Annotated in this window: 26 protein-coding genes; 9 read left to right on the forward strand and 17 right to left on the reverse strand. The window is 32.7% G+C overall.

From position 1 onward, the window contains the following. Nucleotides 1-41 precede the first annotated feature (41 nt). The 3 genes from OZP06_RS12230 to OZP06_RS12240 all read left to right on the forward strand — a co-directional run bounded on the left by OZP06_RS12230 (nucleotide 42) and on the right by OZP06_RS12240 (nucleotide 2262). A complete protein-coding gene (locus tag OZP06_RS12230) occupies nucleotides 42-950 on the forward strand; it encodes a prohibitin family protein (protein ID WP_269222091.1) in 909 nt (302 codons plus the stop codon). A 63-nt stretch (nucleotides 951-1013) separates the two neighbouring features. Beyond that, nucleotides 1014-1919 (forward strand): IS1595 family transposase, encoded by a 906-nt coding sequence (locus OZP06_RS12235; protein WP_269222159.1) that lies wholly within the window; start codon nucleotides 1014-1016, stop codon nucleotides 1917-1919. Nucleotides 1920-2031: 112 nt separating this feature from the next. Next, complete coding sequence (locus tag OZP06_RS12240; protein ID WP_116795862.1) at nucleotides 2032-2262, forward strand: hypothetical protein; 231 nt, start codon at nucleotides 2032-2034, stop codon at nucleotides 2260-2262. Between the two features lies 1 nt (nucleotide 2263). Here the strand turns inward: OZP06_RS12240 and OZP06_RS12245 are convergent, their stop codons facing one another. The 3 genes from OZP06_RS12245 to OZP06_RS12255 are packed head-to-tail and all read right to left on the reverse strand — an operon-like array spanning nucleotide 2264 to nucleotide 5224. Beyond that, entirely contained in the window at nucleotides 2264-3898 is a 1635-nt protein-coding gene (locus tag OZP06_RS12245; protein ID WP_281323767.1) for a glycosyltransferase family 39 protein, read from the reverse strand. Further along, nucleotides 3879-4511, reverse strand: coding sequence for a lipid-A-disaccharide synthase N-terminal domain-containing protein (locus OZP06_RS12250; protein ID WP_269222094.1), 633 nt, complete (start codon nucleotides 4509-4511; stop codon nucleotides 3879-3881). Before OZP06_RS12250 ends, OZP06_RS12245 begins: the two co-directional genes overlap by 20 nt. Continuing rightward, on the reverse strand, nucleotides 4511-5224 hold the full coding sequence (locus OZP06_RS12255) for a glycosyltransferase family 2 protein (protein ID WP_281323768.1): 714 nt from the start codon (nucleotides 5222-5224) through the stop codon (nucleotides 4511-4513). Before OZP06_RS12255 ends, OZP06_RS12250 begins: the two co-directional genes overlap by 1 nt. A 128-nt stretch (nucleotides 5225-5352) precedes the next feature. Here OZP06_RS12255 and OZP06_RS12260 point away from each other — a divergent pair, with 128 nt between their 5' ends. Then, nucleotides 5353-6294, forward strand: coding sequence for an NAD-dependent epimerase/dehydratase family protein (locus tag OZP06_RS12260; RefSeq protein WP_269222095.1), 942 nt, complete (start codon nucleotides 5353-5355; stop codon nucleotides 6292-6294). 18 nt (nucleotides 6295-6312) lie between these two features. Here the strand turns inward: OZP06_RS12260 and meaB are convergent, their stop codons facing one another. The 3 genes from meaB to OZP06_RS12275 form a co-directional block, all read right to left on the reverse strand. After that, nucleotides 6313-7401 (reverse strand): methylmalonyl Co-A mutase-associated GTPase MeaB, encoded by a 1089-nt coding sequence (gene meaB / locus OZP06_RS12265; RefSeq protein WP_269222096.1) that lies wholly within the window; start codon nucleotides 7399-7401, stop codon nucleotides 6313-6315. 92 nt (nucleotides 7402-7493) lie between these two features. After that, nucleotides 7494-8135, reverse strand: coding sequence for an NAD(P)H-binding protein (locus tag OZP06_RS12270; RefSeq protein ID WP_269222097.1), 642 nt, complete (start codon nucleotides 8133-8135; stop codon nucleotides 7494-7496). A gap of 55 nt (nucleotides 8136-8190) precedes the next feature. After that, nucleotides 8191-8598: an Rrf2 family transcriptional regulator gene (locus OZP06_RS12275; RefSeq protein ID WP_269222098.1), complete on the reverse strand. Its 408-nt coding sequence runs from the start codon at nucleotides 8596-8598 to the stop codon at nucleotides 8191-8193. 152 nt (nucleotides 8599-8750) lie between these two features. On the opposite strand from OZP06_RS12275, the gene OZP06_RS12280 reads away from it, so the two are divergent. Next, nucleotides 8751-9662, forward strand: a complete 912-nt coding sequence (locus tag OZP06_RS12280) for an AEC family transporter (RefSeq protein ID WP_281323769.1) — start codon at nucleotides 8751-8753, stop codon at nucleotides 9660-9662. 14 nt (nucleotides 9663-9676) lie between these two features. On the opposite strand, the gene nudK is transcribed toward OZP06_RS12280, so the two are convergent. The 11 genes from nudK to OZP06_RS12335 form a co-directional block, all read right to left on the reverse strand. After that, the gene (gene nudK / locus OZP06_RS12285) at nucleotides 9677-10258 is read right to left on the reverse strand and encodes a GDP-mannose pyrophosphatase NudK (RefSeq protein ID WP_281323770.1); all 582 of its coding nucleotides are present in this window, start codon (nucleotides 10256-10258) and stop codon (nucleotides 9677-9679) included. 55 nt (nucleotides 10259-10313) lie between these two features. Next, nucleotides 10314-11585 carry an adenylosuccinate synthase gene (locus OZP06_RS12290; RefSeq protein WP_269222099.1) on the reverse strand — a complete coding sequence of 424 codons (1272 nt, stop codon included), beginning with the start codon at nucleotides 11583-11585 and terminating at the stop codon, nucleotides 10314-10316. A gap of 18 nt (nucleotides 11586-11603) precedes the next feature. Continuing rightward, the gene (locus OZP06_RS12295) at nucleotides 11604-12083 is read right to left on the reverse strand and encodes a transcriptional repressor (RefSeq protein ID WP_269222100.1); all 480 of its coding nucleotides are present in this window, start codon (nucleotides 12081-12083) and stop codon (nucleotides 11604-11606) included. A gap of 308 nt (nucleotides 12084-12391) precedes the next feature. Next, a complete protein-coding gene (locus OZP06_RS12300) occupies nucleotides 12392-14623 on the reverse strand; it encodes a RelA/SpoT family protein (protein WP_269222101.1) in 2232 nt (743 codons plus the stop codon). 117 nt (nucleotides 14624-14740) lie between these two features. Next, nucleotides 14741-15526, reverse strand: a complete 786-nt coding sequence (locus tag OZP06_RS12305; protein ID WP_269222102.1) for an RNA methyltransferase — start codon at nucleotides 15524-15526, stop codon at nucleotides 14741-14743. 103 nt (nucleotides 15527-15629) lie between these two features. Further along, entirely contained in the window at nucleotides 15630-16961 is a 1332-nt protein-coding gene (locus OZP06_RS12310; RefSeq protein WP_281323771.1) for a DUF58 domain-containing protein, read from the reverse strand. Between the two features lie 24 nt (nucleotides 16962-16985). Continuing rightward, nucleotides 16986-17993 (reverse strand): MoxR family ATPase, encoded by a 1008-nt coding sequence (locus tag OZP06_RS12315; protein WP_269222103.1) that lies wholly within the window; start codon nucleotides 17991-17993, stop codon nucleotides 16986-16988. Nucleotides 17994-18070: 77 nt separating this feature from the next. Then, entirely contained in the window at nucleotides 18071-19258 is a 1188-nt protein-coding gene (locus tag OZP06_RS12320) for a DUF4350 domain-containing protein (protein WP_269222104.1), read from the reverse strand. Beyond that, the gene (locus OZP06_RS12325; RefSeq protein WP_269222105.1) at nucleotides 19258-20019 is read right to left on the reverse strand and encodes a DUF4129 domain-containing protein; all 762 of its coding nucleotides are present in this window, start codon (nucleotides 20017-20019) and stop codon (nucleotides 19258-19260) included. The genes OZP06_RS12320 and OZP06_RS12325 overlap by 1 nt, the downstream gene beginning before the upstream one ends. Continuing rightward, complete coding sequence (locus OZP06_RS12330) at nucleotides 20012-20959, reverse strand: hypothetical protein (protein WP_281323772.1); 948 nt, start codon at nucleotides 20957-20959, stop codon at nucleotides 20012-20014. The genes OZP06_RS12325 and OZP06_RS12330 overlap by 8 nt, the downstream gene beginning before the upstream one ends. After that, nucleotides 20959-21924, reverse strand: coding sequence for a stage II sporulation protein M (locus tag OZP06_RS12335; protein ID WP_281323773.1), 966 nt, complete (start codon nucleotides 21922-21924; stop codon nucleotides 20959-20961). Before OZP06_RS12335 ends, OZP06_RS12330 begins: the two co-directional genes overlap by 1 nt. Nucleotides 21925-21945: 21 nt before the next feature. Here OZP06_RS12335 and OZP06_RS12340 point away from each other — a divergent pair, with 21 nt between their 5' ends. The 4 genes from OZP06_RS12340 (at nucleotide 21946) to OZP06_RS12355 (ending at nucleotide 25688) form a co-directional block, all read left to right on the forward strand. After that, complete coding sequence (locus OZP06_RS12340; RefSeq protein ID WP_269222108.1) at nucleotides 21946-22689, forward strand: RDD family protein; 744 nt, start codon at nucleotides 21946-21948, stop codon at nucleotides 22687-22689. A gap of 68 nt (nucleotides 22690-22757) precedes the next feature. Then, entirely contained in the window at nucleotides 22758-23363 is a 606-nt protein-coding gene (locus OZP06_RS12345) for a trimeric intracellular cation channel family protein (protein WP_269222109.1), read from the forward strand. Between the two features lie 223 nt (nucleotides 23364-23586). Next, on the forward strand, nucleotides 23587-24561 hold the full coding sequence (locus OZP06_RS12350; RefSeq protein WP_281323774.1) for a GNAT family N-acetyltransferase: 975 nt from the start codon (nucleotides 23587-23589) through the stop codon (nucleotides 24559-24561). Beyond that, a complete protein-coding gene (locus tag OZP06_RS12355; RefSeq protein ID WP_281323775.1) occupies nucleotides 24558-25688 on the forward strand; it encodes a DegT/DnrJ/EryC1/StrS family aminotransferase in 1131 nt (376 codons plus the stop codon). Before OZP06_RS12350 ends, OZP06_RS12355 begins: the two co-directional genes overlap by 4 nt. Nucleotides 25689-25690 lie beyond the last annotated feature (2 nt).

A 25690-nucleotide genomic window follows, 5' to 3' on the forward strand; every position in this document is an offset into this window, starting at 1 on the left:
GTTTTAACGTATAATCACTGTACCAATTAAAAAACTAAAAAATGATACTATTTATTATTCTTGGAATAATTTTATTAATTCTTGGATTTACTTTAAGCCATAATGCAAATCCGTTTTCTAAATTCGCTGGCATATTAAGAGTTGTAGGTTTTATTCTTATCGCCTTGGGTGTTTTTTCTTCTATGTTTAAACAAATTGACGCTGGTAAAGTAGGGGTAAAGTCGCTTTACGGAAGTGTTGAATCAGGAGTATTAGAAAGTGGTTTGCATGTTATAAATCCACTTTTGGATATCACAGAGTTTGATATTCAAACACAAAACTATACTATGTCTGCCGTTCATGGTGAGGGTGCGCAAGAAGGCGATGATGCTATTCGGGTTTTGTCTAATGATGGACTGGAAGTAGTTATTGATTTGACCGTTTTGTATCGTGTAGTACCAATAGATGCTCCAAAGATTTATAAAAATATTGGAGTTGATTACACAGATAAAATTGTGCGACCAATTACGAGAACCCGTATTAGAGACAACGCAGTTTTTTATGATGCAGTAGCTTTGTATTCGACAAAAAGAAACGAATTTCAAGATCGTATTTTCAAAAATATTGAAGCAGATTTTAAAACGAGAGGTTTGGTTTTGGAACAATTATTAATTCGAAATATTGATCTTCCTATTTCGGTTAAAAAATCGATAGAAAGTAAAATCAATGCCGAACAAGATGCTCAAAAAATGACCTTCGTACTTCAAAAAGAGAAACAAGAAGCCGAACGTAAACGTGTGGAAGCACAAGGTATTGCCGATTATCAACGAATAATCTCTTTGGGATTAACAGACAAACAATTGCAATACGAACAAATTAAAGCCCAAAAAGAATTGGCTGCGTCTCCAAACACTAAAATTATTTTTATGAATGGAAAAGGAAGCGCACCGGTTATTTTGTCGGATAAATAAATTATTGATTGTCCGTAATCACTCATAATTAATAAAAAGTGTTATATTTGATAAAAAAAAGCGATGAATTTATTCAGTTTTACAGCAAATTTCGGGAGTGAAGAATCTTGTAGACTTCATTTTAAAGAGGAAAGAGATAAAATCGGAGTTCAATGTAAATGCGGATGCAAAGAACATTTTTGGATAAAAAGCAGATGGAGTTATGAGTGTAAAAAATGTAGAAGTAGAATATCATTACGAAGTGGTACGATAATGCAAAGCTCTAATTTGTCATTTTTGATTTGGTACAAAACCATGTTCTTATTAACGGCAACTAAAAAAGGTTTTTCAAGTAAAGAAATTCAAAAACAATTGGGATTGAAGCGATACGAACCGGTTTGGTCTATGGTTCATAAGTTGCGAAAAGCAATGGGCAATAGAGATGCGCGTTATACTTTGGAAGGGATGATTGAATTTGATGAAGGATATTTTACAATTGAATCTACCGAAATAGAACAAGAAAAAGGAATTCGTGGACGTGGTGCTGTTGGTAAATCTAACGTTGCAATTATGGCTGAGTCGACTGTTTTAGAAGATATTGAAACTGGTAAAAAATCAAATCAATGCAGGTATTTTAAAGCAAAAGTTTTGACTGATCACACATCAGAACTGATAAATCAAACAATTCAGGAATCCATTTCGGAAAAAAGTATTCTTTTTACAGACAAAAGCACATCATATATAGATATTGCAGATTACGTGGAAATTCATATTACTGAAAAATCGAATAAAGAAACAACTACGGAAACTTTAAAGTGGGTGCATATTGCAATTAGTAATGCTAAAAGGAATTTTCTAGGAAATTATCATAAAATTAAAGGCAAATATCTTCAACTGTACCTAAATGAGTTCGTCTACAAGCTTAATAGAAGATATTTTGAGGAACAATTATTCGATAGGCTAGTAATAGCAAGTATTACAGGGTTATGACTAAAAACGGACAATCAAAATAAATTAAAATGACTTATAGAGAATAGACTTTTAAAAGTATTCTGTTTTTCTTAATTCTATTCTCTATTTTCTAATATCTAAATTTTTAAACATGGAATTACCAAAATTTTTACTGGGGGACAATACCGATTTTCCAGATGACATCTTCATCATTCACTTGGATTATCCAAGATTTATCATCAACCTAAAAGATGATGAAGTTGAATTTATGGAAGAAGCAGAAGACCTAGACGAAGCCGAATTGAATGCTGAAATGGAAGGTCTTATCGTTTTAGCCAATGAATTTTATGATCGTGAAATGGAACGATACGAGAAAGAATAATTTATTTCTTTGAAACGATATAATAAGTTCTAGTCAATCGAATGTTGTGTTTTTTAGAATCTTTTGGAATATGATTCAAATCAATATTTGAAACTTTATTCAAAGTATAGTTTTTCAATTCTTTAATTGAATTGATACTGTCAATATCTGTAACCAATAAGCCAAATTTATTTTCTAAAGGTAAATTTAGTTTGTTGGTTTCATTATTTAAAAGAATGGGCATGCTGTATCCATAATCCCAAATTATTTCAGGAGTAAATGAATTTAATTCATACGTTTTAACAGCCAAACTTTTTTCCGAATCTCTAATTGCTTTTGCACTAGCATAATCAGGATTCTTTAAAATGAGTTTTGTAAAAGGTATTCCGAATACCACTACTGTAACTTGAACCGCAATTACGGCATAAAACACTTTTGCAAAGTTTTTGTTTCTAAGGTTTGTAAAAAGAACATATCCAATACCAAACAATGATAGAGTTAATCCAAGGAACCAAATTTCGAATCCTGCGATATCATTTTTTACTTTAATAAAAATACCAACTGGAATAACAATACAAATGATTCCAATAAGGCCAAAAGCAAAATAAATAATTCCTTTTTCTTTTTTTAAACTAATATTTTTAAAATTATTTATCAAGTATTCAATATAGAATCCAGTGTTTAAAGCCATCGGAATTAAAACTGGCAACAAGTATCTTGATTTTTTTTCGGGTACTATTGACAATAATACTACAGAAGCTAATGTCCAAATCAACGTAAATTGATAGGCTTTTAAATTACTTACTTTGTTTTTTAAGTACGGATAGAGTAAGGCAATAAATGCTGGTACTGTCCAAATACCACTTTGAGTAAAAAAGCTCCAATAGTAATAAAATGGTCTAGTATTGTAATTTCCCCATCGGCTGCTTTCTATTTTGGTGACTTTTAAATAGGTTGCTGGATCAGCCCATTTTACGTATAGTGGCCATGATAAACCGATAATTATACCTAAAACCACTACAAGTATTAAATATAGTTTTTTGTTCTTTAATTGAAATTTATATGTAAATCCATAAGCAATTAAGAAAGGCAATAATAAAGCATAAACTGAAATAGGTCCTTTGCTTAAAAAAGATAAACCGAAAAATAATCCGGCCATGATTGCATTGAAAAGTAGTTTCTTTTGTTCATTCAATACTTCCCATAAAAACAAAATACAAATCATCATAAAACTATGAGTGTACATATCCCATTGGTTGTCTCTTCCAGCAAAATAAATATAAAAAGAGGTTATAAGGATAAGTCCGTTATGAAAGCTTTGTTTTTTTGATAAACCTAATTTTTCGGAAAGTTTAAAAGTGCCAAAAACCAATAATAAGGTAATGAATACAACAGGTAAACGCATGCCGAAAAGACAATCAAAACCAAAAATAATTCCAGAAATGGCTGTTAACCATGTTGGTAATGGTGGTTTTTCATATCGTGGCATATCATTAATTGTCGTCAGTATCCAATGATGATTGGTTGCCATTTCTCTTGCAGTAATGAAATTTCTGGCTTCCATGATATTAACTTCTATAACATCTAAATGTGAAAAAAGCATTAGACAGGCCACTATGAAAAGCCAAAAAGTATAATTATGAATTAATTTTGACATCTTTTTTTATAATTATTATATTTCTAGTATAAATGACTAAGCCCAAAGCATGACCAGCTAATAATACGGGATCTTTTCTGATTATGGCATAAATAAATATGATAAGTGATCCACTCAAACTAATAATCCAGAATCCTAAAGGCAAAACAGAATCTTTCTTTTTTTCAGAATAAATCCATTGGTATACAAAACGCAATGTAAATAGAACTTGCCCAATTATACCTGTCCAAAGCAACCATTTAGGAATCGCTTCGTTTCGCAATAGGTTGTCTAAATCATAGACGTTGTTATTGTAACCGTAACCAATTATGAAAAAGGGAAAAAGTAGTACAAACCATCTTATTAGTACGTGCAATTTTTTCCAATCATTTTGCAATTGTATGTTTCGAATGTAAATATAGTAGGTAATCGTTTGTCCAAGCATGATTGAGAAATCGTGTCTAAAATAGCCATAAACAAACAGTAAAAAGGATGCAAACAAACTGATTTCCCAAAATAAAACGGGCGTCAAAACTTTTTTGTTTTTTTCAGAAATAATCCACTGCAAAATCATTCTGCTGGAAAACAAAATTTGAGCAATAAAACCTATCGAATAAATGATGATGTTGTTCATTAACCTTGTTTTGCTACGCTATAATTGATGTATTTTTTCTTCATCCACAAATAAGCAAAGCAATCTTGTAGAGGGCCTAATAATCGATTCCAAAGATTAAACTTTGAAAGGCCTGCTATTCTAGGGAAATGTCTTACAGGTGTTTGTTTGATTTTGCCGTTTTGTAATAAAATCATGGCCGGTAAAAATCGGTGTAAACCGTTGAACATTGGTATTCTCTTGGCCATATCTGTACGGATAATTTTTAAGGGACAACCAGTGTCATCCATTCCGTCATGAGTAAAAGCTCTTCTAATGCCATTAGCAATAGTTGAAGACATATTTTTAGTAAAAGAATCTTTTCGATTCGAACGTACTCCAGTTACAAGATCATATTCTCCAGCAAATTCTATCAAAATATTAAAATCTTCAGGAGCTGTTTGTAAATCGGCATCAATGTAGCCTACCCAAGTAGTATCTGCGTAATCAAAACCTGCTTTAATGGCAGCGCTTAAACCAGCATTTTTTTCAAAAGAAATAAAAGTAAATTCGTCGTTGTCTTTGCAGATATTTTCAATAAGGGATTGACTATTGTCTTTGGAACCGTCATTGACAAATAGGATTTTTGTCTTTTTTTTAGCAATACTCAAGTATTGTTTCATTTCTTGATGTACACGATTTAGATTGTCTTCCTCGTTATAGACGGGTATTATAATTGTTAATTCAAAACTCATAGTTTGGTAAAATTTACGCAAAAGTATTTCATTTTGAGAAGAAATTGCTTAAAATAGGATTAAAATTTTTGATGACTTTTAGAATTTGGGGTTTTTTATTTCTATTTTTGAACCGTAAATATTCGAACATGAAAATATTAGTTACTGGTGCCGCAGGGTACATTGCTTCTCATACTGCAGAACGCTTATATTCCCTTGGTCATGAAGTTGTTGGTTTAGATAATTTTTCAGATTATTATGACGTTTCTTTGAAACAAATGAATGCCAATGCATTGAATGTAAAAGGAATTAAAATTAATACTATCGATTTGAGGGATGTAGCGCAGCTTCAAACATTGCCAGTTGATTTTGATTATATTTTTCATTTTGCTGCTCAACCTGGAATTTCTGCTACTTCTAGTTTTGAAGATTATTTGTCAAACAATGTTATTGGAACCAAGAATTTGCTTGATTTTGCATTAAAAAATAAAGAGTTAGCTCTTTTTGTAAATATAGCGACTTCATCCATTTATGGAATTCATGCTACTTTTGATGAAACTGTGGTTCCATCACCTGCTTCATTTTATGGGGTGACTAAATTAGCAGCCGAGCAATTAATTTTGGCAAGCAGTAGGTTAGGGCAATTAAAGGCATGTTCATTACGTTTGTATTCCGTTTATGGCCCTCGTGAAAGACCAGAAAAGTTATATACAAAACTAATTGCAAATGCTTTCAATAATGTGCCTTTTCCGTTGTTTAAGGGAAGTGAAAATCATTTGAGAAGTTTTACTTATGTTCAGGATATTGTTGATGGAGTGGTTAGTGTTATTGGTAAAGCAGATTTAGTCAACAATGAAATCATCAATTTGGGTACCGAAGAAGAAAATACAACCCAACAAGGAATTGAAATTGTAGAGCAAATTTTAAATAAAAAAATAGACTTACAAATTGTCGATGCTAGAACTGGAGACCAATTAAGAACCAAAGCTGTAATTGAAAAAGCTCGAAGATTATTAGGTTACAACCCGAAAACCAGTTTGTATGAAGGTTTGAAAGAACAGGTGCAATGGTATCAGGATAATTTTTTATAGCAATTTATAAAAACAATATTATTTTTTAAAATAACTGTCCAGTAAAATTTGAGCGGCAACAAAAGGTGATAATTCATTATTTTGTACCGCTTTTTTTGTTTTTTCCAACAAATCAATGATGCTTGGTTGATTGTAAAAATGAGTTTTCAATTGCTCGTTTATGGTTTCCATCATCCAAAATTGATTTTGTTCTTTTCGTTTTTCAAAAAAATAATCATTTGATTTGACCAATTCGATATAGTTCGATATAGTTTGCCAGACGGTGCCAATTCCTTCTTGTGTTATTGCGCTGCAAGTTGCAGTTGTTGGAATCCAACCTGATTTTTTTGCGGGAAATAAATGTAAGGCTCTGTTGAATTCTACTTTTGCCAACTGTGCTTTTTTGATGTTATCACCATCAGCTTTATTGATTATTATAGCATCTGCCATTTCCATAATACCACGTTTGATACCTTGAAGTTCGTCGCCGGCACCTGCAATTTTTAGTAGTAAAAAGAAATCGACCATACTGTGAACCGCTGTTTCGCTCTGGCCCACACCAACGGTTTCGATTAGAATGACATCAAAACCTGAAGCTTCACAAAGTGTTATGGTTTCTCGAGTTTTTCGAGCTACACCACCTAAAGTTTCTCCTGATGCTGATGGTCTAATAAATGCATTTTTGTCTTTTACTAATTCTTCCATTCGGGTTTTGTCACCAAGAATACTTCCATGCGAAATCGTACTGCTTGGATCTACAGCAAGAACGGCTACTTTTTTGCCCAAATTAGTTAAGTGTTTTCCAAAAGCTTCAATAAAAGTACTTTTTCCAACTCCTGGTACCCCTGTTATTCCTATTCGAATAGACTTATTGGCAAATGGTAAACAATTATTGATGACTTCATTTGCTTTCGCTAAATGATTGCTATTTGTACTTTCGATTAAAGTAATGGAACGACTTAAAGATGTTATGTTTCCAGCCAAAATACCGTCAATTAATTCTTGTGCAGAGGGTTGCTTCTTTCTGGATTCTTTGATGTGTTGCATACCGCTTGAACTGATTATTTCGGGAGGCGAAATACCAACTTTTTCATTTAAAGCACTTTTATTTGTTTTTTTGACAGACAAAATATTTATTTTTGAAAGTAAAAGTAATCAAAACAAAAACAGTTTCAAAAGACGAATCTTTGAAACTGTTTATTACAAATAGATTTGTACTTTTAATAAGCTGCAGTAAATCGAATTTGATGGTGTTTTGGATTTTCTGCTTCGTCAACTATGACTACGGCTAGATCTTCGCCAGACAAAATACTTCGTTGATTTTCGTCAAAAACGGGATTTTCTAAGCCTAATCTGTATTTACCTGTTCTTCCAGTTGTAATTCCTTGGTGCATTTCGAATGCAGGACTAAAAAATGCCCAATCCAGTTCTTTTTCTTCTTTAAGGATGTTCAAATAATCTCTTGCAGCTGTTGCGCCAGCATGATACTCTTTTGGAAAATCGGGTGTGTCAACTGCTTGTAAATTTGGCGCAACAAACAAACTTCCCGCGCCACCAATAGTGATGAATCGTTTTACTCCAGATTTTTTGACTGCTTGCTGGATTGATTTTGAACCTTTGATGAAATCTTCATAGATGTTTGGATTTGTCCAACCCGGATTATAGGCGCTTATTACAATGTCATTCCCTTTTAAAATTTCGGCTAATGCATCTGTGTCAAAGATATCCGCTGCAATCCAATTTGCATTTGATCCCGTTTTTGGATTTCTTGCAATGGCTGTAATTTCGTGATTTCTGTTTGCTAATTCATTTAAAATGTTGGAACCTACAAATCCTGTGGCTCCGATAAGTGCGATTTTCATAATTGTTATATTTAAAAGTAATAAAAAAAGTTACAGTTTGGTTTAAAAAAATAGATTAGAACTTATTTGAAAAATCTTCCAATGTAATGTCGCTCAACTGCAAGCTGATGGTTTGATTAATGTCTTTGTATAAATTATCTAAGTTTTTATTGATTTGTTTGCCAACAGGACAATTTGGGTTAGGCACATTCTTTGAATAGCCTAAGGTAACGGTATCAAAAGTCATTTTAAAAATAGCATCCAAAGTTATTTTTGATGACGCTTTCAATAGTCGGGTTCCACCATTTTTCCCCTCTTTACTTTCTACAATATGATTTTTTTTAAGATTTGCTATTTCCTTGCGGACCAAAACAGGGTGCAAGTTCATGCTTCCTGCTATAAAATCGGATGATAAATACTCATCAGGAAATTTAGAAAGTAATGTGAGAATATGTATTGTTATGGCAAACTTACCTGAAATCATACTGTAATAAAATATATTGCAAATATAGAATTTATTTTTGAATTGATGTATTTATTTGGTTGGATATTTTTGTTGTTGGTTTTATTGATTTAATCTATTGGTTTTGGGGTTTAATTTTTTTTTAGTGGTATTTTTGTTTTCTATTTTATACGATGAACAACTTTATTCTCATTTTTGTATTTTTATTTTTTGGTTTTATTTTGCAAAATATAAAGCAAATACCCAAAAACACCCATAAAATTTTAAATTGGATTGTCATTTATATTTGCCTTCCTGCCTTGGCATTATATCATATTCCGAAAATTAAATGGGACAATCAATTGTTGTATCCTATTGGAGTCGCTTGGATAGGATTTATTATTTCGTGTTTCTTTTTTGATTATTTGGGTAAAAGATTGGGTTGGTCCAGAAAACTGACAGGTTGTTTGATTATTTGTGCAGGACTAGGAAATACATCTTTTTTAGGTTTTCCAATAATTGAAGCTTTGTATGGGGAAGAAGGTATGAAAACAGCACTTTTAGTTGATCAGCCAGGTTCTTTTGTAGTATTGTCTACACTCGGAATTCTTGTGGCTACGGTCTATTCTAAAGGGAATTTAAGTGGTTTTCAAATTGCCAAAAAGATTGCATTTTTTCCTCCTTTTATTACTTTTTGTGTTGCTTGTTTGATGAATGTTTTCCAATTCGATTTTAGTAATTGGGTACAATTATTTTTTAAGACTATCGGAAGTGGGGTAACACCTTTGGCATTGCTTTCAGTTGGACTGCAATTAAAATTTGAAAAGAGAAGTATGCATTGGGGATTTCTTAGTTTAGGTTTGCTTTACAAATTAATTCTTACTCCAGCTATTATCTTTTTTTTATACGTTATAATTTTGCATCAACATTCGGATGCAATCAAAGTCTCAATATTAGAATCCGCTATGGCGCCGATGATTACGGGCTGTATATTGGCTTCTACTTATGGATTGAAACCAAGGTTAAGTACTATGATGATTGGTTTTGGTATTCCAATTTCATTTATAACTTTGTTGTTTTGGTATTTAATTTTACAATTGATTTAAAAACTACTTTCATATTAAACTAAATTATGAATTTTGGCATATTGTAATAACATTATGGTTTTGGCATCTTTTATTTCGCCAGTTTCTATCATAACATATGCTTGAGCAAAAGGGATTTCGATTACCTCTATTTCTTCATGCTCGTGCTCTAATCCGCCACCAGAACTCACTTTCATGCTTGAATCGTATTCTGCTATAAAGTAGTGCAGGATTTCTGTAACTGCTCCAGGAGACATGTATGCTTCAAAGATTTTTTTAACGGAATGCAAGCGGTATCCGGTTTCTTCTTCAGTTTCACGGATGATGCAAGCTTCTGGGTTGTCTTCGTCTAATAGACCAGCGCAAACTTCAATTAAAAGTCCGCTTTTATTTCCGTTTAAGTAAGTTGGAAGTCTAAATTGTCGTGTTAAAATAACTGTACCTTTTAATGTATTGTACAGTAAAATTGCAGCACCATTTCCTCTGTCGTAAACTTCTCGTTCTTGGATAGCCCATGTATTATCTTTTTTTTGATAATCTATAGTGACTTTATTAAGAGTGTACCAATTGTCTGACAGTAATTCTGTTTTTTTTATTTTGAATCTGGGATTGTCCATTATTTTGTTTTAAAGGGTATAAAAAAACGCTCTGAATTTCAGAGCGTTTGGTGTTTTATTTTAATATAGTTTGCTTTCTGTCTGGTCCCACAGAAACAATTTTGATTGGTACTTCAACTTCTTTTTCTATAAATTCAATGTACTCTTTTAGTTCAATAGGTAATTCCTCATAAGTCGTCATTCCTGTTAAATCTTGGTGCCATCCTTTGAATTCTTTGAATATTGGAGTAACATTCTCTGGTTCTATATTGTAAGGGAAATGAGAGATTGCTTTTCCTTTGTAGTTGTAGTCTGTACAAACTTTCAAGGTTTCAAATCCAGAAAGGACATCACCTTTCATCATCATTAATTGTGTTACGCCATTGATTTGAACAGCATATTTTAAGGCTACCAAATCCAACCATCCGCAACGTCTTTGTCTTCCGGTTACTGAACCAAATTCATTTCCTACGCTGGCCATTGTTGCGCCATCTTCGTCAAAAAGTTCAGTAGGAAAAGGACCGCTACCAACACGAGTTACGTATGCTTTGAAAATTCCGTATACTTCTTTGATTCTGTTTGGAGCAATTCCTAAACCTGTACAAGCACCTGCTGCAGTAGTATTTGAAGAAGTAACAAATGGATAGGTTCCAAAGTCAACATCTAATAATGAACCTTGAGCACCTTCGCAAAGAATAGATTTTCCAGCTCTTTGTGCTTGGTTTAAATATTCTTCACTATCAATAAAATCTAATGTTTTTAATACTTCAATAGATTCGAAGAATTCTATTTCCATTTCGGCTAGATTGTATTGAATGTTAACATCGTAGAATTTAATCATTTCTTCGTGTTTGTCAGCCAATGCTCTGTAGCGTTCTTTAAAATCTTCTAGTTCAATATCTCCAACTCGAATACCGTTTCTTCCAGTTTTGTCCATGTATGTTGGTCCAATACCTTTAAGTGTAGATCCGATTTTTGCTTTTCCTTTTGATGCTTCAGAAGCGGCATCCAGTAATCGGTGCGTTGGTAATATTAAATGTGCTTTTCTAGAGATAATTAATTTGCTTTTGATGTCTAGATTAAATTTCTCTAAACCTTCTAATTCTTTTTGAAAAACTACGGGGTCAATTACCACTCCGTTTCCAATAATGTTTATGGCTGTTTTATGAAAAATTCCAGAAGGAATGGTTCTAAGGACGTGTTTTATTCCGTCAAATTCTAAAGTATGTCCGGCATTTGGTCCGCCTTGAAAACGAGCGATGATGTCGTAATTTGAGGTAAGAACGTCAACAATTTTTCCTTTTCCTTCATCTCCCCATTGTAATCCTAATAATAAATCTACAGTCATTCTATGTTTTATTTGTAGTTAATTTTCTATTGTATTTTCTGTGTTTTCTTTTTTCTTGTTTCCGTAAAAGTATAGGGAATGGTTGGTTATCTCGATATCAAAAATTTGTTCAATTGTTTTTTTGATGGTTTGAATTCTTGGATCACAAAACTCAATTACTTCTCCAGTATCGGTCATGATTATGTGATCGTGTTGTTTATCGAAATATGATTTTTCGTAATGGGCTTGATTTTGTCCAAATTGATGTTTGCGAACTAAAGCACAGTCTAATAGTAATTCGATGGTGTTGTACAAAGTTGCTCTACTGACACGGTAGTTTTTGTTTTTCATTTTGAGGTATAAGTTTTCAATATCAAAATGTTCTTCGCTTTCGTATATTTCTTTTAGGATAGCATAACGTTCGGGTGTTTTGCGGTGTCCTTTGTTTTCAAGATACATTGTAAAAACGTTTTTTACAATCTCTTGATTTTTGTTGTTATCTGTGGAAATGAGTGTCATATCTTGCAAAGATAAATTTTTATTTTTAATGTGTAAAAAATTAGAGTTTTAATTCTAATGTGGTATTTGATTTATTGTTGACTTTTTAATTAAAAAAATATTGTTTTTTGTGAATTGTGTTTTCTGTCCGACCGCGTGAGGGATAGACGCTGGCTACCGAAGTAGCGCATATAGCCCGACCCTGTTGAGTAAAGGGGCTTTGTGAGCGGTGCTATAGGTAAGCCCCATTGCTTAACAGGGTCACGCCCAAATGATTTTTGTAACTATTTGATTTAATTGTGATTTTAACAATATTGTGTGTAAAAGTTTTATTTGTGATTGTTGGTTTTGTACACACGAGTTACTTTGTCAATTCCATCAATTTTCTTTATGTTGTCCATTAATTTTTTCAAAATAGTGATGTTTGGGACAATAACGGATAATTGCCCTTTGAAAATTCCGGCATCCCCACTAAGCGATATGCTTTGAATGTTGACATTCATGTTGTTCGAAATTACTTTTGTCAATTCGTTTGTCAATCCCAAAGTGTCCATTCCCATGATATTTATGGTGGCTTTAAAATCTTGTTGTGTTGAGTCAATCCACTTGGCCTGCATGATGCGATAAGCATAATTGGATTGTAGCGAAATGGCGTTTGGGCAATCTTTTTTGTGGATTTTTATACCTTCATTTATTGTTACAAATCCAAAAACTTCGTCTCCTGGAATGGGATTGCAACACGTTGAAAGTTTGTAATCGAGTTTGTCTTGGGTTTTTCCAAAAACAAGCATATCATAGTTGCTACTGATGACTTGCTTGTGTATGTCTTCGTCGGCTGTACTACTGTTTCGCTTGATTTTATTTTTGAAAAAGTTGATTAAGGTGTTGCTTTTTTGAGCAGCATAATCTTTTAATTGTTGGTTGTCGATAGATCCAACACCAACTCTGTAAAATAAATCTAGACTTGTTTTTAATTTAAAAAAGTTAACCAGCTCGTTTATTGATTGCTCGTTTAGCGTTATTTTTAGGTGTTTGAGTTTGCGGGTTAAAAGCTCTTTTCCGTCTTCGGCAATTTTCTTGGTGTTCTCGTTGAGGACATTTCTAATTTTATTTTTGGCTCTTGAGGTTGTTACATAATCCAGCCAGTTGATGGTAGGTTTTTGATTGGGAGACGTTATTATTTCGACTTGATCACCACTTTTTAATTCGTAATTTAAGGGGACTAGTTTACCGTTGACCCTGGTTCCTCTTGTTTTTATTCCAATTTCGGAGTGAATACTGAAAGCGAAATCAAGAGAGGTCGCACCTTTGGGTAAAGATTTGATTTCTCCTTTTGGGGTAAAAATGTAAATTTCCTTGGAGTACAAATTCATTTTAAAATCTTCGACAAAATCGACTGCACTTGTTTCCGAATTTTCTAAGGCTTCTTTTAAAAGATTTAACCAAACGTCGAGACCATTTTCTTCGGTGGCTCCGTTTTTGTATTTGTAATGTGCCGCATACCCTTTTTCGGCAATTTCATCCATTCGCTCACTTCGAACTTGTACTTCGACCCAACGTCCTTTTGGTCCCATTACGGTAATGTGTAGAGCCTCGTAACCAGTTGATTTTGGAGATGAAATCCAGTCTCGTAGTCGGCTTGGACTTGGTCTATAATGGTCTGTTACGATGGAATATATTTTCCAAGCTAGGAATTTTTCATCGTGAGGATTGGATTTATAAACGATACGTAAAGCAAATTTATCATAGACTTCGTCGAAACTTACATTTTGCGCCAACATTTTTCTGTTGATGGAATAAATAGATTTTGGTCGTCCTTTGATGATGTAATCTATATTTTCTTCGTTTAGTGCTTTTTTGAGTACTTCAGAAATGTCTTTGATATAAAGATCTTGTTCTTCCTTGGTTTCTCTAATTTTACTAACTATCGAATTGTATCGTTCAGGATCGGTATATTTTAAACCTAAATCTTCAAGTTTGTTTTTTATTTTATAAAGGCCTAAACGATGTGCCAAAGGAGCATAAATGTATAAAGTCTCAGAAGCTAGTTTCACTTGTTTGTGATCTTCCATAGAGTCCATAGTGAGCATGTTATGCAATCTATCGGCTATTTTTATGAGGATTACCCGAACATCATCGTTGAGTGTCAAAAGCATTCTACGAAAATTCTCGGCTTGCATGGAAACATTAAGGTCTTTTTGTACCAAAGATATTTTGGTTAATCCTTCAACCAATTGAGCGATTTTGGGATTAAACATTTTTTCAATGTCTTTGACTGTAATTGGGGTGTCTTCTACAACGTCGTGCATTAAGGCCGCAGCGATTGAAGTTGCACCTAAACCAATATCAGAAGCTACAATTTTGGCTACTGCAATGGGATGGAAAATATAGGCTTCTCCTGATTTACGGCGTTGGTCTTTATGGGCATCAACAGCCACGTCAAAAGCCTTGCGTATCAGTTTTTTATCCTCTGTAGTCAAAGTTTGATAACTGATGCGTAATAGCTCTTTGTATTCTTGAGCAATTGCTTTATTTTCTTTTTCTATATCGATTTCTATCATAACGGCATGGTTCAATTCTTAAAAATAAGAAATTTTTAAAGAATATACAAGGTTTTAATGTTCGGATTTTAGATTTTAGGACCACAGGTTTTAAAATCTGAAATACGTAATCTGTCATCAAAAACCTCTTTGTCTTTTGGCTTCAAATATCAAAATCGCTGCGGCAACGGATACATTCATACTGTCTATTTCTCCTTGCATAGGTATAATAATGTTTTGAGTCGCTGCGTCTCGCCATTCTTGTGTTAATCCAGTAGCTTCTGTACCTACTACTAAAGCCGTTGGAGTGGTGTAATCTTGAGTGTGGTAGGAAGTCGAGTTTTGTAGTGTAGCACAATAAAAATTGATGTTTCTTTCTTTCAAAAAAGCAATGATTTCAGTTGTTGATCCTGTCGCTATTTGATTGGTAAACAAACAACCTACGCTGGATCGAACTACATTTGGGTTGTACAAATCGCTTTTTGGATTCGCAATAATAACGGCATCCAGATTGGCAGCGTCGGCTGTACGCAATAAAGCACCTATGTTTCCTGGTTTTTCGGGTGCTTCTGCTATAAGAATTAGTGGATTTTTGGATAATTGTAAATCGGATAGTTGCATCGATTTTGCTTTGGCAACAGCCAAAATGCCCTCTGTTGTATCTCTATAAGCCAATTTTTGATAGACTTCTTTGTTAATTTCTATCAAATCAGCATTATTCCAAAGTTTTCTAGTTTCAGTTTCAGAACAAACTTCGGGCAAAAATAAAAGGGTCTCTATTTCGTATCCGCCTTTTACCGCAATTTCGATTTCTCTTTTGCCTTCAATTAAAAAAGTACCCGATTGTTTTCGGGCTTTTGCTTTTTCTTGCAAGAGCACTAAGGATTTTATAAAAGGATTTTGTACGGAAGTGATTTGTTTCATTTTAAGATCTGAAATGTTAGAAGTAAGCAAAGTTACTACCTTTTTTTTAATCTCACTCTTTCAAATCCAATCTCGAAAACAAAATGGGACGCCATAAAAAAAATTACAAAATACCTCTAGCTTTGATCTCTAGGTATTTATTTATGGTATCCAATGTTAAATTTTCAGGTTGTGTAAGTACAGAATAGATGCCGTATTTTTTGAGCTCATTGACAATTAATCGTTTTTCGAAGGCAAATTTTTCAGCAATTACTTTATCATAAACTTCTTGAATGTTTTCGGCTTTGTTGTTTATGATTTCATTGAGTTCTGTATTGTTGAAAAAAATAACAACTAACAAATGATTTTTGGCAATTCCTTTTAAATAAGGTAATTGTCGATGTAAACCATCCATTGTTTCAAAATTGGTGTATAAAATAATTAAACTTCTTTGGTTGATATTTTTTTTGATATCGGTATACAATCTGCTGAAATCACTTTCATAATAATCGGTTTTAATATTGTATAAAGAATCTAGAATTTTTTGCATTTGAGAGGAACGTCTCTCGGCAAAAACACGATTTTCTACTTTTTTAGAAAAAGCAAACATTCCCGCTTTGTCTTGTTTTTTTAAGATTACACTTGATAATACTAGTGTTGCATTGATGGCATAATCGAGTAAACTAAGTCCGTTAAAAGGCATTTTCATGACTCTGCCTTTGTCAATTATCATATAAACGGACTGTGATTTTTCGTCTTGAAATTGATTGACCATAAGAGCATTTTTCTTGGCAGTCGCTTTCCAGTTTAAGGTTCTAATGTCATCGCCTTGTGTATATTCTTTGATTTGTTCAAATTCCATAGTGTGACCGATTTTTCTAATTTTCTTTATTCCATATTGAAATAAAGTATTAGAAAAAGCCATCAAACTGTATTTTCGCAATTGAATATAAGATGGATATGTGGGAACCATTCTGTTATGATCGAATTGGAAGCGTCTGGATATTAAATGTAATGGTGAAGAAACATACACATTCAAATTACCAAAATGGTATTCGCCTCGTTCAGTAGGTCGCAAAAAATAATTGATTTCATTTTCTGAAGAAGCCTTTATTTTTTGCTTGATTTCAAAATTTCGAATTTGAAATTGAAACGGAATTTCGTCAATTATTTTAACAGCTATTGGAAAAGTATAAAAGTTTTTAATACTAACTTTTATTTCATTGTCATCTCCATTGGATAGTTTTTCAGACAGGATTCTAGTTCCTTCGATTCCGCTTTTTGTAAAAAATATAATTAAGATGTCTAAGAATACAAAAGTCAAAAGTATAAGTAATAAATACCAAGTACCATTGTAAAGTGCAGGGAAAATAAAAGCACAGATGAACAATCCCACTATGCTTAAAAGGGAATAGAAAAAGAAATTATTGATGTATAAACTTTTGAATAGTTTCATATTTTAGGAATCTGAGGACTAAAATTATCTTGGAATTTCTACGCTTTCGAGAATTTGTTTAATAATTTCTATACTACTTATTCCTTCCATTTCGCGTTCTGGAGTAACAATAATTCGGTGTTGCAAAACAGGAATTGCTGCTTCTTTAATGTCTTCTGGAGTTACAAAATCGCGTCCACGAATAGCTGCGAAACCTTTGGCAGCATTCAGAATTGCAATTGAAGCACGTGGGGAAGCGCCCAAATATAAGAAAGCGTTCTCTCGAGTATTCACCACAATTTTCGCAATATATTCTAGCAAGTTGTGTTCAACTATGATTTGTTTCACCAAAGTTTGGTAGTATTTGATTTGATCCGATGAAAGCAATGTTTTTATATGGTCTAGTTTTCCTTGGCTCTGTAACGAATGTTCTCTTTGAATAATCATGATTTCCTCGTCTATTTTTGGGTAATCAATTGATATTTTGAATAAAAAACGATCCAATTGTGCCTCGGGTAAACGATAGGTTCCTTCTTGTTCGATTGGGTTTTGAGTGGCAATTACCAAGAAAGGAGTGTCTAATGTATAAGTCGTGCCATCAATTGTGATTTGACGTTCTTCCATAACTTCAAAAAGTGCGGCTTGTGTTTTTGCAGGAGCACGATTAATTTCGTCAATCAAGACCAAGTTGGAAAAAATTGGACCTTTTTTGAATTCGAATTCTGATTTTTTTAAATCGAATACGGAGGTTCCTAAAATATCCGAAGGCATTAAATCTGGAGTGAATTGAATTCGGCTGAAATCAATATTCAAGGTTTTAGACAAAAGTTTGGCGGTTATGGTTTTGGCTACTCCAGGAACTCCTTCGAGCAAAACGTGACCATTTGATAAAATAGCAACAAGCAATTGATCAATCATTTTGCTTTGACCTACAATAACAGTGCCTAATTCTTCTTTTATGGCGTTGATACTTTCTAAAAGCGGTTCTAAATTTATTCTGGATTGAAAATTTACATTTTCGTTTGTGTTTTCTAGAGTGGTAGTTTCTTCCATATTTTTTAATAATTTTTTTTTGGCTTCAGAGGGTGTTTTTTGTATTTTAATCCGAATTATATATGCTCTATAATTTGTTAATTTACAATCTTTTCGATCGCATTATTGATTTGTATTAAGTCTTCTTCGACACTATGAAAACTGTTTTTTCGGTAAGCATTTATTAATGCAACAACGTGTTGGATATCTTCTCGTTTCTTTCCAGATTTAAGGTGAAGTTTTTGTATAAAATCGTCATTTAATTTAAGCGTTTCCATCAAGTATTCGTTTCTGATTTTTTCAAGAAAATAAATGATTTTTTTATCGATAATGGTATTGTGATCCCCTTCTTGATAATATAAGTTTCCAATGGTTTTTGTAAAATCTACTGTAGTGTTGGCTAACGGGATTTTTATAGGAACAATTCGTTGTTTTCTTTTGGCATTAAATAATATAAAAAGAATCATTCCGATTAAAAATACATACCAAGCCCATTTTAGAGCGGGTTGACTTAAAATATACCGCATAGGAGATTGCGAAATCACTTCGCCATTTTGCTCATTGATACACCAAAAGACTTTCCCCATTGGGATATAAGACAATACTTTTTGGGCATATTCATAATGATTTCCTTTTAATAAGTGAAAATTAGTAAATGCCACCGGCTGAGTGTGAAGATAAAAGGAACCGGATTTGTAATTTACTTTTACAAAATTTACCCTAGTGCTGTCCCCATTTTGACATCCTAAAACAGTGGTGTTTTGAGAGTCAATTTTTGAAAAATAATTATTGTTTACCCCTTCAATTATTTTGTATTTTTTATTGCCAAGTCTCTTGTTTGTCACCCAGTTGTATATGCTGTCAGCGTACTTGTATTCATTATCCATTTTTAAATTCAAACTATCCAATAATTCATTTGGCAACGTTTCGGCGCTTATAAAAGCCGTATTTCCTTCGCCGACATACGAACAAATTTCGTTAACCGACTGTTTGTCAAAGTGGTCTATTTTTGAAATACTCAAAAACGTACCCTGTTCTTGATTATCATCATAAGAAGAATTGTTTTGAAAAAATTCATAAGGAGTACTATTAAATTTTTCTATTTTTTGATTCTTCAAAAGTGATCCAATTTCGTTGTCCAAAACATAGAGTCCAAAAGGGATTTTATCTTTGAGCGAATAGGTTGGTGTCCAATCAATAGGTTTGGGACGATTACTATCAATAACTACAATAGTCACTAGAAGTAACACCAAAATGGAGATGTAAATTTGCAGTGTTCTATTCATTAAGTCTTAGATATTGTTTGTATTGATTTTTCAAAAGTCTTTCGAGTTTTGGCAAAAATGGCATCGTTCAATTCAAATTCGCCATACCAAATGTTGTTGTAGAGGTAAGATGCGTATGCGAAATCTTCTTTTTGCACAGGATTTTTTATTTCATAAAGATAATCTGAGTTTGTTTTTTCGATATCCCAGATAATGATTTGTTTTTCAGACATTTTTTTGAGCAACCAAAGATAATAATACCGTATCGTAAGTCTCTTTTCGTCAGATTGCAAGCTTTGGTTGATTAGTTTTTCAAAATCTACTAAATGGATGTTTTTTTCAATTTCATCGTAATTAATGATTTTTTTATCAGAGTTTTTTCCAAATACCCATTGGCCTTCTTTATTCATAATGGCTTTTACAATCATATAAATTACTGCAACAACTATACTAATAGCTATGATTTTAAGTAAAACGTTTACAAAATCAGATGCTGCTTTGTTGTTTTTGAATTCGAATAATTTACTAAAAAAATTAGCCAACCATTCTTTAAATCGATCCCAAGCGTTTTTTTTAGGAGTTTTAAATTCATAAATAAAAGGAGTGCTAGTATATTTTGTTTTAAAATTTTTTGCAAAAGGTTTCAATTCCACAAAAGCGGTATCGATTTTAATATCTTTTTGAGCTATTATTGCTTTTTCTTTTTTAGTTTCAACCAAAGTGTCTTGCGCTCCAATTTTGGAACAAAAGAAAAAGAGTATAAGGATTATGAATTTATTCAATTTCGGTACCAATTAAATCGATTTGGTTATTTGTGGTAAAATTTTCGGTGTCTTCATGTAAACTGTAATAAATAAGCCCTTGATTGATGACAATAAAATTATTAAAGATGTAGCTTATCAATACCGAAAGGACCATTATAACAGCCATAACAATACCAAAAGTAGAATAGTTATCCGTTTGTGAACTTCCATCTTGAGTAGATACTAGCATAGAACCAATTGTAAATAAATAAGGGATAATTGTGATAATTCCTTGAATAATCTGAATTAACATCAACATCAAAAAAGTCGTACCAACAATAGTCCAGAATTTTAGTTTGAGTAAGTAATATCCATTTGACAACGCTTTGAAAAAGCCCACATCATTTAGAATATAATCATGGTAGGATAGCATTACCCACGAAAAAAAAGCAATTCCGATAATGATAAACAATGGGAATCCGATGAGTATAAAACAAAGAACAACTAGGATTCCAAAAACAATAAAAGCCAAAGGCATAATGATACATGTAATTCCTAATAAAAAAACGAACATTTTGCCAATGTTTTTCTTTAGTTCTTTGCTGATATCTTGAGTAGAAAAATTAGTATTGTTTTCTTTTTCAAATAATTTCAAATAAACAATTGGAAAAGTAATGTTGAGCATTGATAAAATAGCGATGACTATAATAGCTGTTAAAAAACCTCCTACCACAAGAGTAATATTCTCACTGATGTAATTGGAAAAATAATTTGGATTGTTATTGAGGTTATTGGCGCCTGAAAAAAGCACTTCCATGTATATTTTTGAAATAAAATAGATCAAAATCATTAGAATCATTAAGAATATTCCATTAATGATAAAAAAGTTTTTAAAAAAGTGTTTTCCAAACGATTTAAAAAAAGTAACGGTGTCAGAGATATTGGCGCTTAAGTCACGCTCTTTGTAAAGTTCAAACATTAGGCAGATTGGTTTTTTTTGTAAACAATGAAAGGATAAATTAAATAGTAAAAGGAAATAATAGCTAGGGTAAATAAAATTATAAAACTGCTTAGCCAGTTGGGCATATCAATAGAATATCTGGTGATGAATCCTTCTAGAAAGCCTGCCGCAATTGTAAAAGGAATGGTGCTTAACAGAATTTTGAAGCTATTTTTAAAACCAATTTTAAAAGAGTTAAATCTAGAATAGGTTCTAGGGAAAAGGATAGAAGCTCCTAGTATATATCCTGCAGCCGTTTCGATCACGATGCCGAAAATTTCCATAGAACCGTGAATCCAAATGCCTCTGACACTTTTCCAAAAAACACCTGATTGGTAGAAAAAATATTGAAAGGATCCCAACATAATAGCATTTTGCAGCGAAATATAAAAGGTACCAATACCACCAAATATTCCAAAAATGTAGCAAGTCATACCAACTTTCAAATTATTGAAAGTAATACCAATAAAACTTCCCCAATTACTTCCTGATTTATAAATTGCTACTGGGTTTCCTCCCTTGATGTTCTCTAATGTTTCGTTTACATACCCATCACCTAATATTAATCTGACAAAATTTTCGTCATATTTTGCAGAGATAATACCAATACAAACGGTTACAAAAAACAGTGTAAATGCATAAACTAAATACCTTCGATATTCATAAACAATTAAAGGGACTTCGGTTTTGAAGAAAAAAAGCAAACGATTACTTTCCGTTCGTTTAGTTTTGTATATTTTTTGATAAATACTTGATGCTAAGAAATTTAAATAAACTACTGTTTTGCTTTTGGAGTAATAGGTTTGAGCATAAGACAAATCATTCATTAATTGAATGTATAAATTTGCCATTTCATCTGGATTTTTTTTAGCTTTACCAAAAATAGCTTGTTCAAATTCAAGCCATTTGTTTTTGTTAGTTTTAATAAATGCAATTTCTCTCATAGAAAGGCTAAAATAGGAAATATGTCAGAATTAACCATAAGTACTACACAAAATGTTGCTATAAATTTTAAAGCCGCTTCTGTTGGTGAAAGAATGTCGGCTAGTATGTTGGATTTTTTCATTAAGGTGGCCTATTGTATTGTTGTTATTTATTTTTTCTTTAATTTGTTGGGCTTTTCCAAATTATTGGATTCTGTTGACATGTGGTCTAGAATGGCGGTGATTATCATTTTTTTCTTTCCAGTAATGATTTATTCGGTAACCCTCGAAAGCATTTTTGAAGGGCAAACCATCGGTAAAAAATTATTAAAAATAAAAGTTGTAAAAATAGAAGGCTATCAAGCCAGTTTTGGAGATTATCTTATTCGTTGGCTTTTTAGAATTATAGAAAATAATATGCTAGGAGGACTAATAGGATTAGTAGCGATGATAGTCAATGACAAAACACGTCGTATGGGTGATATTGCAGCAGGTACAGCAGTGATTACATTAAAAAATAATGTGACAATCGATAATACAATTCTTGAAGAAATAGGAGATGCCTATCAGCCCGTTTATCCATTAGTGATAAAACTTTCAGATAACGATATGCGAATAATAAAAGAAACTTTTTTAATTGCAGAAAAAAATGGCGATTTAGAAACCATTCAAAAATTATCCAATAAAATCCAAAGTGTAACAGGTATCAAAATGCAAACAACAAATCAAATTGCATTTATAAAAACAATTTTAAAAGATTATAATTTTTATACCCAAAATATGTAACAGATTTTTATAATTAAAAAAAAACAATTTGTTAAAACAAAATTTGCAATCTATAAACAGAAATATCCATGTTTTATCTACTTGACATCATAGGAACTATGGCGTTTGCTATGTCAGGCGCTTTAACAGCAATGAACAAAAAATTAGATCCTTTTGGTGTTTTTATAATTGCATTTGTAACTGCAGTTGGAGGAGGAACGCTACGTGATGTTTTGATTGGCCGAACTCCAGTTGGCTGGATGCGAGATCTAAATTATGTTTACGTCATTACTTTGGGTTTTCTTTTGACCATAATTTTCCGAAAAAGATTGGATAAATTACGCAAATCGCTCGCATTATTCGATACCATCGGATTGGGCGTTTTTACACTTATCGGCATACAAAAAGGAATAGAATACAATCTTCATCCTGTAATTTGTATAGCATTAGGAACCCTAACAGCTTGTTTTGGGGGCGTAATTCGAGATATATTGTGTACAGAAATCCCAGTTATTTTTCGCAAAGAAGTATATGCTACCATCTGTATTCTTGGTGGAATTGTTTTTTTTACCCTCAGAACTATGAATATAGATAATGACATTCTTTATATAATCACCTCTTTGTTCATCATCATGGTTCGTTTATTAGCCAAAAAATACAAATGGCAATTATCACCTATAAATCATAAACGATAAAAAACGTTTGGGCGAGACCACATTAAGGACAGTGGCCCAATATACAAGCCGCTTATTCGGCCACTTTCCTTAATGCGGTTGGGCTATTGCCATTACTTCGGTAATTTGGCGCTATCCCTCTCGCAAGTAAACAAGAAATTTTGTGCTTAGAAAGTAGTTTTTTACTTTTCCTATTCAAAATATTACCCTAATTGTGTACTTTTCCAGTCTTTAAACTTTACCTGTGAAAAACTACATCGTAAAACGATACCAAAAGGAACACTATAGCATTTGGAATGATTTTATCAGTCGAGCCAAGAATGCTACGTTTTTGTTTCATCGTGATTTCATGGATTATCATAATGACCGTTTTGAGGATTATTCCCTAATGGTTTTTGAGGAAAAAAAGTTAGTTGCGGTTTTGCCAGCCAATAGAGTTGGTAAGGTTATTTATTCCCATCAGGGTTTGAGTTATGGTTCAATTGTGATAAAAAAAAATATCAAAATAAATGAGTATTTGATTCTTGTAGCGACTTTGATGCGGTTTTTAAATTCAAATGAAATAGAGTCTATTTATTTGAAACAATTGCCAAAAATTTATAATAAAGCTTTTTCTGAGGAATTTGATTATGTTACTTATTTAATGAAAGGAGAAATTTATCGTTCCGATTTGCATATGGTAATAGATAACGAGCAAGGTTATAAACCGAATAGAAATAGATTACGTGCTTTAAAAGTAGCAAATGAAAAGGGAATCGAAGTTCGATTGGAAAATGACTATGAACATTTTTGGAATCAAATTTTAATACCGAATTTAAAGGCACGGTATAATGTTGCACCAGTTCATACACTTACTGAAATAAGTCTTCTAGCAGCATTATTTCCTAATCAAATCAAATTATACAATGCTTACTTATCAGGAATTATAAAAGCAGGAGTTGTTGTTTTCGTAATGGAAAACGTAGTTCATTTTCAATATAGTTCTGGTGATGAAGATCGGAATGATACCGCCTCTTTGGATGCGCTTTTTAATTTTATTATTCAAAAATATTCTGATAAAAAATACATAAGTTTCGGAAATTGTTCTGAAGAAAACGGATGTTTTTTAAATACAGGTTTGGCCTATTGGAAAGAAAGTTTTGGAGCAAAATCGATGATACAAAATTTTATAAAAATTAGCACAAAAAACTATAGTAAACTCGAGAGCGCCATAAAATGATACAATTCTTAGACTTAAAAAAAATAAACGAACCCTATGAAACCGCTTTTCAAGAAAAATTGAAATCGGTTTTAGCCAGTGGTTGGTATATTTTAGGAAAAGAAGTTCAGGTATTTGAAACCAATTTTGCTCAATATTGTGGAGCTCAATTTTGCATTGGAGTTGGGAATGGTTTGGATGCACTAACACTGATTTTTAAAGCCTATATTCAACTGGGTAAACTACAGAAAGGAGACGAAGTGATTGTGCCCGCTAACACGTATATTGCCAGCATACTCGCCATTATTCAAGCCGATTTAGTGCCAGTTTTAGTCGAGCCAAAGTTGGAGACTTACAACATTGACCCAAGTTTAATTCAAAATAAAATAACACAGAGAACCAAAGCCATTCTAGCCGTTCATCTGTATGGTCAATTGGCCGAAATGGATGCCATAAACGAAATAGCCATTCAAAATAATTTAATTGTAGTCGAAGATGCTGCGCAATCGGCTGGAGCAAATAGCCACCTAACCCCCAAAGCAGGAATGGAAAAGTTTAGAAAAGCTCCCCCTTCGGGGGCGGGGGGGGCTGCTGCCTATAGTTTTTATCCCGGAAAAAATCTTGGAGCTCTTGGCGATGGTGGAGCAGTAGTGACAAATGATGCCGATCTTGCCAAATCAATAAAAGGACTTCGTAATTATGGCTCAGAAATTAAATATCACAATGATTTTATTGGCGTAAATTCTAGGCTCGATGAATTGCAAGCCGCTTTTTTAAACTTGAAATTACCCAATTTGGATTCCGATAATCAAAAGCGTAGAATTATAGCCAAACGTTATTTGTCTGAAGTGAAAAATGATAAAATTATGTTGCCTTTTTGGGATTTAAGCAGCAATCATGTTTTTCATCTTTTTGTTATTCGAACCCAAAACAGAGAGGATTTACAAAAGTATTTGGCAGATAACAATATCGAAACCATGATTCATTATCCCATTCCGCCACACCAGCAAAAGGCAATGGAATCTTGGAATGATTTGTCTTTTCCCATAACCGAAAAAATACATCGGGAAGTTTTGAGTTTGCCAATAAGTCCTGTTTTGACAATGGATGAGGTGAGTTACGTTGTCACAATTTTAAATAAATATTAAAA

Origin of the sequence: Flavobacterium sp. IMCC34518 (assembly GCF_027111095.2) — a bacterium.
GTDB classification, from domain to species: Bacteria; Bacteroidota; Bacteroidia; order Flavobacteriales; family Flavobacteriaceae; genus Flavobacterium; species Flavobacterium praedii.

What these genes read in the sequence shown, in the direction of transcription:
- OZP06_RS12230 (WP_269222091.1), top strand. Translation starts at nt 42, where the DNA reads ATGATACTATTTATTATTCTTGGAATAATTTTATTAATTCTTGGATTT.
- OZP06_RS12235 (WP_269222159.1), top strand. Translation starts at nt 1,014, where the DNA reads ATGAATTTATTCAGTTTTACAGCAAATTTCGGGAGTGAAGAATCTTGT.
- OZP06_RS12240 (WP_116795862.1), top strand. Translation starts at nt 2,032, where the DNA reads ATGGAATTACCAAAATTTTTACTGGGGGACAATACCGATTTTCCAGAT.
- OZP06_RS12245 (WP_281323767.1), bottom strand. Translation starts at nt 3,898, where the DNA reads ATGTCAAAATTAATTCATAATTATACTTTTTGGCTTTTCATAGTGGCC.
- OZP06_RS12250 (WP_269222094.1), bottom strand. Translation starts at nt 4,511, where the DNA reads ATGAACAACATCATCATTTATTCGATAGGTTTTATTGCTCAAATTTTG.
- OZP06_RS12255 (WP_281323768.1), bottom strand. Translation starts at nt 5,224, where the DNA reads ATGAGTTTTGAATTAACAATTATAATACCCGTCTATAACGAGGAAGAC.
- OZP06_RS12260 (WP_269222095.1), top strand. Translation starts at nt 5,353, where the DNA reads ATGAAAATATTAGTTACTGGTGCCGCAGGGTACATTGCTTCTCATACT.
- OZP06_RS12270 (WP_269222097.1), bottom strand. Translation starts at nt 8,135, where the DNA reads ATGAAAATCGCACTTATCGGAGCCACAGGATTTGTAGGTTCCAACATT.
- OZP06_RS12275 (WP_269222098.1), bottom strand. Translation starts at nt 8,598, where the DNA reads ATGATTTCAGGTAAGTTTGCCATAACAATACATATTCTCACATTACTT.
- OZP06_RS12280 (WP_281323769.1), top strand. Translation starts at nt 8,751, where the DNA reads ATGAACAACTTTATTCTCATTTTTGTATTTTTATTTTTTGGTTTTATT.
- nudK (WP_281323770.1), bottom strand. Translation starts at nt 10,258, where the DNA reads ATGGACAATCCCAGATTCAAAATAAAAAAAACAGAATTACTGTCAGAC.
- OZP06_RS12290 (WP_269222099.1), bottom strand. Translation starts at nt 11,585, where the DNA reads ATGACTGTAGATTTATTATTAGGATTACAATGGGGAGATGAAGGAAAA.
- OZP06_RS12295 (WP_269222100.1), bottom strand. Translation starts at nt 12,083, where the DNA reads ATGACACTCATTTCCACAGATAACAACAAAAATCAAGAGATTGTAAAA.
- OZP06_RS12300 (WP_269222101.1), bottom strand. Translation starts at nt 14,623, where the DNA reads ATGATAGAAATCGATATAGAAAAAGAAAATAAAGCAATTGCTCAAGAA.
- OZP06_RS12305 (WP_269222102.1), bottom strand. Translation starts at nt 15,526, where the DNA reads ATGAAACAAATCACTTCCGTACAAAATCCTTTTATAAAATCCTTAGTG.
- OZP06_RS12310 (WP_281323771.1), bottom strand. Translation starts at nt 16,961, where the DNA reads ATGAAACTATTCAAAAGTTTATACATCAATAATTTCTTTTTCTATTCC.
- OZP06_RS12315 (WP_269222103.1), bottom strand. Translation starts at nt 17,993, where the DNA reads ATGGAAGAAACTACCACTCTAGAAAACACAAACGAAAATGTAAATTTT.
- OZP06_RS12320 (WP_269222104.1), bottom strand. Translation starts at nt 19,258, where the DNA reads ATGAATAGAACACTGCAAATTTACATCTCCATTTTGGTGTTACTTCTA.
- OZP06_RS12330 (WP_281323772.1), bottom strand. Translation starts at nt 20,959, where the DNA reads ATGTTTGAACTTTACAAAGAGCGTGACTTAAGCGCCAATATCTCTGAC.
- OZP06_RS12335 (WP_281323773.1), bottom strand. Translation starts at nt 21,924, where the DNA reads ATGAGAGAAATTGCATTTATTAAAACTAACAAAAACAAATGGCTTGAA.
- OZP06_RS12340 (WP_269222108.1), top strand. Translation starts at nt 21,946, where the DNA reads ATGTCAGAATTAACCATAAGTACTACACAAAATGTTGCTATAAATTTT.
- OZP06_RS12345 (WP_269222109.1), top strand. Translation starts at nt 22,758, where the DNA reads ATGTTTTATCTACTTGACATCATAGGAACTATGGCGTTTGCTATGTCA.
- OZP06_RS12355 (WP_281323775.1), top strand. Translation starts at nt 24,558, where the DNA reads ATGATACAATTCTTAGACTTAAAAAAAATAAACGAACCCTATGAAACC.